This is a genomic window from Actinomadura montaniterrae (assembly GCF_008923365.1).
Classification (GTDB): domain Bacteria; phylum Actinomycetota; class Actinomycetes; order Streptosporangiales; family Streptosporangiaceae; genus Spirillospora; species Spirillospora montaniterrae.
In genome coordinates this window covers 1-7,679 of record NZ_WBMR01000332.1, presented here as the reverse complement: position 1 = coordinate 7,679, position 7,679 = coordinate 1, and the positions used below count along the sequence as shown (strand labels likewise).

9 protein-coding genes are annotated in these 7,679 nt (G+C 75.3%); 5 read left to right on the top strand and 4 right to left on the bottom strand.

Going from position 1 to position 7,679, the window contains the following annotated elements:
* Nucleotides 1-514, top strand: a 514-nt coding sequence (locus F9B16_RS51875; RefSeq protein WP_192809352.1) for a hypothetical protein, incomplete at its 5' end; no start/stop codon positions are given.
* 85 nt (nucleotides 515-599) lie between these two features.
* On the opposite strand, the gene F9B16_RS47405 is transcribed toward F9B16_RS51875, so the two are convergent.
* Nucleotides 600-2,027: an alpha/beta fold hydrolase gene (locus F9B16_RS47405; protein WP_151546835.1), complete on the bottom strand. Its 1,428-nt coding sequence runs from the start codon at nucleotides 2,025-2,027 to the stop codon at nucleotides 600-602.
* Nucleotides 2,028-2,126: 99 nt separating this feature from the next.
* On the opposite strand from F9B16_RS47405, the gene F9B16_RS47400 reads away from it, so the two are divergent.
* From F9B16_RS47400 to F9B16_RS47385, 4 genes are all read left to right on the top strand, one after another.
* Nucleotides 2,127-3,536, top strand: a complete 1,410-nt coding sequence (locus F9B16_RS47400) for an aldehyde dehydrogenase family protein (RefSeq protein WP_225992595.1) — start codon at nucleotides 2,127-2,129, stop codon at nucleotides 3,534-3,536.
* A 184-nt stretch (nucleotides 3,537-3,720) separates the two neighbouring features.
* Complete coding sequence (locus F9B16_RS47395) at nucleotides 3,721-4,470, top strand: hypothetical protein (protein ID WP_151546834.1); 750 nt, start codon at nucleotides 3,721-3,723, stop codon at nucleotides 4,468-4,470.
* A gap of 51 nt (nucleotides 4,471-4,521) precedes the next feature.
* Nucleotides 4,522-5,373 carry a helix-turn-helix domain-containing protein gene (locus tag F9B16_RS47390; RefSeq protein ID WP_151546833.1) on the top strand — a complete coding sequence of 284 codons (852 nt, stop codon included), beginning with the start codon at nucleotides 4,522-4,524 and terminating at the stop codon, nucleotides 5,371-5,373.
* 121 nt (nucleotides 5,374-5,494) lie between these two features.
* The gene (locus F9B16_RS47385) at nucleotides 5,495-5,962 is read left to right on the top strand and encodes a YkvA family protein (RefSeq protein WP_151546832.1); all 468 of its coding nucleotides are present in this window, start codon (nucleotides 5,495-5,497) and stop codon (nucleotides 5,960-5,962) included.
* On the opposite strand, the gene F9B16_RS47380 is transcribed toward F9B16_RS47385, so the two are convergent.
* From F9B16_RS47380 to F9B16_RS47370, 3 genes are all read right to left on the bottom strand, one after another.
* Entirely contained in the window at nucleotides 5,907-6,236 is a 330-nt protein-coding gene (locus F9B16_RS47380; RefSeq protein ID WP_151546831.1) for a DMT family transporter, read from the bottom strand. The two genes, F9B16_RS47385 and F9B16_RS47380, sit on opposite strands and share 56 nt — an antisense overlap.
* Nucleotides 6,237-6,288: 52 nt before the next feature.
* Nucleotides 6,289-7,149: an LLM class flavin-dependent oxidoreductase gene (locus F9B16_RS47375; RefSeq protein WP_225992594.1), complete on the bottom strand. Its 861-nt coding sequence runs from the start codon at nucleotides 7,147-7,149 to the stop codon at nucleotides 6,289-6,291.
* Nucleotides 7,150-7,225: 76 nt separating this feature from the next.
* A partial coding sequence (locus F9B16_RS47370) for a helix-turn-helix domain-containing protein (protein ID WP_192809351.1) occupies nucleotides 7,226-7,679 on the bottom strand: 454 nt, incomplete at its 5' end.

Sequence of the window (7,679 nt, the reverse complement as noted above, 5' to 3'; positions counted from 1 at the left end):
GACGGCCGCGGACGAGCGGGCCCGCGCCGCCGGGACGGCGGACCCGGGCGTGGCCGGAGACGTCCACGTCGCCGGCCCACCCCCGGCGCCGGCGGCGGACCCCGGCTCCGCCGAGGACACCTCGCCCGACCCCGTCCCGGCCGCGGGGCTGGCGGACGACGAGGTCGCGACCGGCTTCCCGAGCCCCGGCCCCGGCGGGGCCCGCCCCGGCCTGCATCCGACGCCCGCCGGGCTCGGCGGCGTCCCGGAGCGGCTGTTCGACCCGGCGGACGCCGAGCGGTTCCGGGAGCGCTGGCACGAGGTGCAGTCCGGCTTCATCGACGACCCGGCCGAGTCCGTCCGCGCGGCCGACGCGCTCGCGGCCGAGGCGGTCGAGGCGCTGAGCCGCTCGGTCGGGACGCACCGCCGGGCGCTCTCCGACGAGGTCGGGCGGCACGACGCCCCGGACACCGAGCGGCTCCGCCTCGCGTTGCGCGGGTACCGCGACCTGCTGGACCGGATCTTCGCCGCCTGACCGCGGCCCGCCCATCGCGACGACGACCGGCGCCCGACGTTCCGGGCGCCGGTCGTCCGTTCGCCGGTCGACCGTCGTGGAACGGTCAGCCGTTGAGGAACCAGTAGACGGCCTCGCGGCCCTGCGTGCCGCGCTCGCGGTTCTGGATGGAGTGGGACGCGCCCTTCACCACGACGAGCCGGCCGAGCGGGGCGCGGCGGAGTTCCTCGCGGGCCCATTCCAGCGGCGTGGACAGGTCGCGGTCGCCGTTCAGGAGCAGGATCGGGACGGCGGGCAGCCGGTCCGTCCGCGGCTCGGCGGTGTGCCGCGCCCACGGCCAGTGCAGGCACTCCTGGACGAACCCGTCGCCCACGGCGGTGTCCGCGGTGAACGGCCAGGTGGCGGAGGCGGGAAGGGTCCGGCGGACGCGCTGCAGCGCGGCCTCCCGCCCGGCGAGCGGCGCCTCGGACGTGCCCCAGGGGAACTGCCCGTCGCCGCAGACGGTGGCGATGTGCAGCCCGGAGCTGTAGTCGGCGACCGGGTCGCCGCCGGAGTTCATCATCCGCAACAGCGCGTCGAGCCGGGCCGGGTCTCCCTGGCGGGCCTGGTGGAGGGCGGTGACGACATCGCCGGATCCGGCGGGGATGCCGCCCGGGTCGGGGTCGCGATAGCTGGGGTCGAGGAACTCGTAGCTGACGAGCATGTCCCAGACGAGGACGGGGTCGCTGCGGTGCCGGGCGAGCCAGGCGAGGTCCTGCGCGGGGTCGAACCCGCAGGCCGGCGCGGTCGCGCAGGCGTCGCGGAGCACCCGGGCGGTGGCGCGCAGGCTGGTGAGGTAAAGCATGTCGTCGTGCTGCGGGTCGACGTGCGGGAGCACCGAGTCGAGGACGACCTTGTCCACGTTGTGCGGATGGGCGACGGCGTAGCTCGCGGCGGTCACGGTGCCGTAGGAGACGCCGTCCAGGACCATCGCGCGGACGCCGAGCGCGCGGCGCAGCAGGTCGAGGTCGCCGACCGTCTGCTCCGTCGTGTAGTAGCCGCGCCGGTCGCCGAGGATCCCGGCGCATTCGCGGACGGCGTCCGGGGTGGGCGGCTCGATGTCGCTGCTGCCGACCTCGGCCTGGAGCTTCGGGCAGTCGAGGGCGCCGTACTCGCCGGTGCCGCGCTGGTCGATGGTGACGAACCGGTAGTTCTTCGCCAGTTCCGGGAGCCTCTGCTCGGCCATGCGTGAGATGAAGGGCACGCCGGGCTGGCCCGGCCCTCCGGTCAGGAACAGCAGGACGCCCTTCGGCGCGCGGACGTTGTCCCCTGCGGCCACCTGGAGCTTGAGCGTCCCCTTGGCGGGGTCGCGGTGGTCGAGCGGGACGGTCAGCGTCGAGCAGGTGTAACCGGGCCGGCCGGCGCACGGGTGGGGGTCCGCCAGCCGGGGTGCTCGGACGGAGGGGGCCGCGTGGGTGGCGGCGGCCGCCGGCGCCCCGCCGGATGCGGCGAGGGCGAGGGTCAGAGCGAACGCCGCGGTGAGAGGTGAGCGCATGGGCTGATCATCCGCCGCCGGGGCCGCTCGTCAAGAGGGCGCCCCAGGGTGAATACTGAACGTCATTCGGTTAGCCGGCCCCCCGAGCGGAGGAGCAACGTGTCCGAGAACTTCGCGATGACCATCGACGGCGCGGCGGTGGCCGCGCCCGCCACCTTCGGAGTGATCAACCCGGCGACCGGCGAGGTGGCCGAGCAGGCGCCCGACGCCTCCCGCGAGCAGCTGGACACGGCGATGGCCGCCGCCCAGGCCGCCTACCCCGCGTGGCGCCGCGACGAGTCGGCCCGGCGCAAGGCGCTGCTGGCCGCCGCCGACGTGCTGTTCGCCCGGTCCGAGGAGATCGGCCGCATCCTGACGCTGGAGCAGGGCAAGCCGCTCGCCGACGGGACGATGGAGGTCGTCGGCGCCGGCGTGTGGCTCAAGTACTTCGCCGAGCTGGACCTGCCCCGCGAGGTCATCCAGGACGACGACAACGCCGTGGTCGAGGTCGTCCGCCGGCCGATGGGCGTCGTCGCCGCCATCACCCCGTGGAACTTCCCGCTGCTGCTGGCGGTCTGGAAGATCGCGCCGGCGCTGCTGGCGGGCAACACGATGGTGCTCAAGCCGTCCCCGTTCACGCCGCTGTCCAGCCTGAAGCTCGGCGAGGTGCTGCGCGACGTGCTGCCGCCCGGCGTGCTCAACGTGGTCACCGGCGGCGACGAGCTGGGCGCCTGGATGACCGCGCACAACACGCCGCGCAAGATCAGCTTCACCGGCAGCGTCGCCACCGGCAAGCGGGTCGCCGCGGCCGCCGCGCCGGACCTCAAGCGGGTCACGCTGGAGCTCGGCGGCAACGACCCGGCGATCTTGCTCGACGACGCCGACCCGGCGGCGGTCGCGCCGAAGCTGTTCGGCGGCGCGTTCCAGAACAACGGCCAGGTCTGCTCGGCGATCAAGCGGGTCTACGTGCCGGAGGCGCTGTACGGCGACGTGGTCGACGCGCTGGCCGAGCAGGCGAAGGCCGTGAAGGTCGGCAACGGCATGGAGGAGGGCGTCCAGTACGGGCCCATCAACAACAGGCCGCAGTACGAGCGGGTCAGCGAGCTGGTCGCCGACGCGCTCGCCGGCGGCGCCCGCGCGGCGGCCGGCGGCAGGCCGATCGACGGCCCCGGCTACTTCTTCGAGCCGACGATCCTCGCCGACATCGCCGACGGCGCCCGGATCGTGGACGAGGAGCAGTTCGGGCCCGCGCTGCCGATCATCAAGTACACCGACCTGGACGAGGCGCTCGCCCGCGCGAACGGCACCCACTTCGGGCTGTCCGGCTCGGTGTGGAGCGCCGACGCCGACCGCGCCGCGGAGGTCGCCGCGGAGCTGGAGTGCGGCACCGCCTGGGTGAACACCCACCTCGCGCTCGCGCCGCACCAGCCGTTCGGCGGCTTCAAGTGGAGCGGCGTCGGCGTCGAGAACGGCCCGTGGGGCCTGTACGGCTTCACCGAGATGCAGGTGATCCACCGCTCGAAGCACTGAGCGCCCGGCGCGAGGGGGCCGCCGGTCCCCTCGCGCGGCGCTCCGCCACGTCTATCGACATGTGCGGTAAGTCACGACTTCGAGTCCGGAAAGTGACATCACCACTACTGGCGGTCCGCTGCCGGAATGGGACACTTTCTGGGCGGGGGCCGCCGCACCGCACCGCCGACCGTGGAGGAGCCGGATGCAGACATGGGACGTCGTCCGCCAGGACGATCTCGGCAACAAGTTCCATGTGGCCGCGCACGACTCGCGGATCTCCGCGCTTGCGCAGGTCCTGGCCCTGGAGAGCGGCGTCCCGCACAAGCAGTCGTACTGGGTGGAGGGGCCGCCGGGCCCGTCCGTCCGGACCAACCGCGACCTCTACCTGATCTTCCTGCACCTCGGCCAGGAGGCCCGCGCCGCCTCCTGGTCGCTGTCGGCGTTCCTCCGCGCGCTGTGGAAGGTGTCGGCTCCGCTCCGCGACAACGCGCACCTCGAACCCGACGACGTCGCGGCGATGTTCGCCGCCGCGTCCACCACCCCGCCCGCCGGCTTCGACCCGGCGTGGAGCGCCAAGGACCTGTCCCTGCCCGGTGACGAGCCCGAGGGGTACGCCGACTGGGAGCGGGTCGTGCTGTCCCAGATCGCCGACCTGGAGGACTTCCTCGCCAGCCCGCCGGGACCGCAGGCGCGGTTCGGCGTCGACGCGCCCCGCCCGCCCGGCTCGGGGGGCCGCGCCACCCCGGCCCGCTGGTACAACTTCGACCCGGCGACGTACCTGGAGTGCGCGGTCGCGGGGAGCCTCGGCGGCTGGGACGCGGCGGACGGCGCGCGGGTGCCGGTGCCCACCGCGCCCGGGGAGCCGCCCGCCCGCTCCTACGTCCGCGAGATCACCACGATGACCTGGGGCGACCTGGCCCGGATCGCGGTGTGCGGGCAGATGTACGAGTGAGCCCGCCCGCGCGGCGGCGCGATGTCGGCGGCGGGTGGTAGTAGTGGGGGCATGGTCGACAGGCCGGTCGAGATCCGCGACCGGGGAGGCTGGCTGGAGGCGCGCGGCCGCCCGCACCGCGCGCTGCGCCCCTTCCTGCGCGTCTACCAGGGGTACTGGGAGCCGGTGGCCGTCCCGTCCCGGATGCGCACGCTGCCGACCCGCAGCGCCGTCGTCATCGTCAACCTGGGCCCGCCGATGCGGCTGGCGACGCCGTCCGACGCCGGCACCGAGTACGGGTCGTTCGTCGCGGGCATGCACGACGGCCACGGCGAGTACACGACGCCGGGCGGGCAGCACGGCGTGCAGCTCGACGTCACCCCGCTCGGCGCGTACACGCTGCTCGGCGTGCCGATGGCCCGGATCACCAACGCGGCCGTCGAACTGCCGGACCTGCTCGGGCCCGGCGCCGCGGCGCTCGTCGAGCGGCTCGCCGGGACGCCGTCCTGGGCGGCCCGGTTCGACCTGCTGGACGCGTTCCTGCTGCGCCGGCTGGAGATCGGCCCCGTCCCCGACCCGGAGGTCGCGCGGGCGTGGCGGCTGCTGGACGGCACCGGCGGCGCGGTCGGCGTGGCGCGGCTCGCCGAGGACGTCGGGTGGAGCCGGCGGCACCTCACCCAGCGGTTCACCGAGCAGGCCGGGCTGCCGCCGAAGGTAATGGGCCGGGTCCTGCGGTTCCAGCGCGCCGTGGGGCTGCTGTCGCGCGGCGGGCTCGGCCTGGCGGAGGCCGCCGCGGTCTGCGGCTACTACGACCAGGCGCACCTGAACCGGGAGTTCCGCGCGCTGGCGGGCTGCACGCCGTCGGAGCTGCTCGGCGGCATGCTCGAGCAGCAGCGCGTCACCACCGCCGCCGAACCCGCCTGACCGGCGCCGGAGCCCGCCCGACCCGCGCCCGGGCGCCCGTTCGTCCGGGCGTCCGGACCTCGGGGCGAATGGAACGCGTCCGAGCGGAAATACCGCAGTCGACTCCCCCAGGAGGTGCACGATGGCCTGGCTCGGAGTGGTCCTGCTCGTCGCGGGCGGCGCCACCGTCCTCACCGCCGACGGCCGCCTCGGCGGCGTCGACCTCACGCTCGCGGGCGCCGTCGCGCTGGCCCTCGGCGCCTTCCTGCTGGTCGTAGGGATCCTGAGGCTGCGCCGGCGGCGCCGCCTCGGCCCGGTCGCCGGCGGCGCGCAGGCGTACTACCGGACGTCCACCGGCAAGATCGTCGCGATGGTCGTCGCGGTGGTGTACATCGTGTCGCCGATCGACCTGATCCCCGACGTGTTCCTGCCGGTCGGCGTCGTCGACGACGCCACCGCGCTCACCTGGCTGCTGTTCGCGCTCGGCCAGGAGTACACCCGCCGCTCGCGGGCGCGGCGCGCGGTCGCCGCGGGCCCGGAGCGCGCGCCGGAGCCTAGCCCCGGCTCACTCCCCCGCCGAGGTTCATCACGATCACGCCCAGCACGATGATCACCGCGCCGGCGATCGTCAGCGGCCTGACCTGCTCGTCGAACAGCACGACGCCGCCGGCGAAGGCCCCGATGGTGCCGAGCGCGGACCAGATCGCGTAGACCGGCCCGACGTTCAGCGACGTCAGCGCCTTCGCCATGAACACGAACGAGATCAGGTAGCCGGCCACCACCAGGACGGACGGCCCGAGCCTGCTCATCCCCTCCGAGGCGCGCATCGCCAGCGTGGCGGTGACCTCGAAGGCGATCGCGAAGGCCAGCAGGACGTACGGCATCGCAGGAGTCTAGCCGCGCCCGCCCGGGCGTCCCCGGGCGGGGGTCCGCCGCTCACCGGCCCTGCGCGGCGATCTCCTCGAACACCTTCATGTCGGCGTCCCACGGCGTGCCCGGACGCGGCCAGTGCAGGGCGATCTCGGTGATGCCGAGCTCGGCGTACCGGCCCGCGAGGTCGGCGAACGCCTCGGCCGACGCGAGCCACGGCTCGCCGTTGAACCCGGTCAGCAGGACCCGGTCGGCCGGGGCGCGGCCCTCCGCCTCGCACGCCTCGCCGAGCCTGGCCAGGCGCTCCCGGACGATGTCGAACGGCTCGGCGCCGTCCCCGTGCGCGCTGGTCACCCAGCCGGAGCCGTACCGCGCGGCGAGCCGCATGCCGCGCGGCCCGTCGCCGGCGATCACGAACGGGACGCGGGGCCGCTGGACGCAGCCGGGGCCCGACAGCACGTCCCGCGCGGTGTAGAACGCGCCCTCGCTGGTGGTCTCGGGGCCGCGCAGCACGCGGTCGAGCAGGCCGACCCACTCGGCGAACCGGTCCGCGCGCTCGCGCGGCGTCCATTCGTCGCCGCCGAGGACGCCCGCGTCGGACTGGCGGCGCGTCCCGCCGGAGCCGATCCCGATCGTGAGCCGGCCGCCGCTGACGTGGTCGATCGTCCTGATCGCGTGCGCGGTCGGCACCGGGTGCCGGAAGTTCGGCGAGGTGACCAGCGTGCCGAGCCGGATCCGCGAGGTGACGGCCGCCGCCGCGGCCATCGTGGTGTACGCGTCGTACCAGGGCGTCGTCCCGCGCCAGGCCAGATGGTCGTAGACCCAGGCGTGGTGGAACCCGAGCTCCTCGGCGCGCCGCCACAGCTCGCCGGCCTCCGGCCAGGACTGCATCGGCCACATCACCGTGCTGATCCGCGGTGCGGTCACTGCTCCCCCGTTCTGTCTCCGGGACGCCCCGCCCCGGGGCGCCGCCTCCATCCCATCACCCGGCACCGACGGCCGGTCACGTGCCCGGCGCAGCGAGCCAGTGGCGCAGCGCCCACCACCAGTGCGCCGTCCGCTCCACCGCCGTCCCGCCGGACGGGTCGAGCAGCGCCCGGCCGGTCAGCTCCTGGAACCGCCGCACCCGGTACTTCACCGTGTTGCCGTGGACGTGCAGGGCGGCGGCGGTCGGCTCGATCCGGCCGCCGTGGTCGAGGTAGGCGAGCGCGGTCGCGGCGAGCTCGCGGTGGAACGGGTCGTCGCGGTCGAGGCCGCCGAGCAGGCCGCCGGCGAGCAGCGCGCCGAGGTCGGGCTCGGCCTCGGTGACGGCGAGGAGCGCGAGCCCGGCCAGCTCCCGCAGCCCGGCGAGGCCCGCCGCGGTCCCGGCGCGCAGGGCGCGGCGGCCCAGGTCGTACAGCGGCGCGACGGCGCCGGGCCGGTCCGGACGGGACCGGCGGCGGCAGCCGCGCCACGAG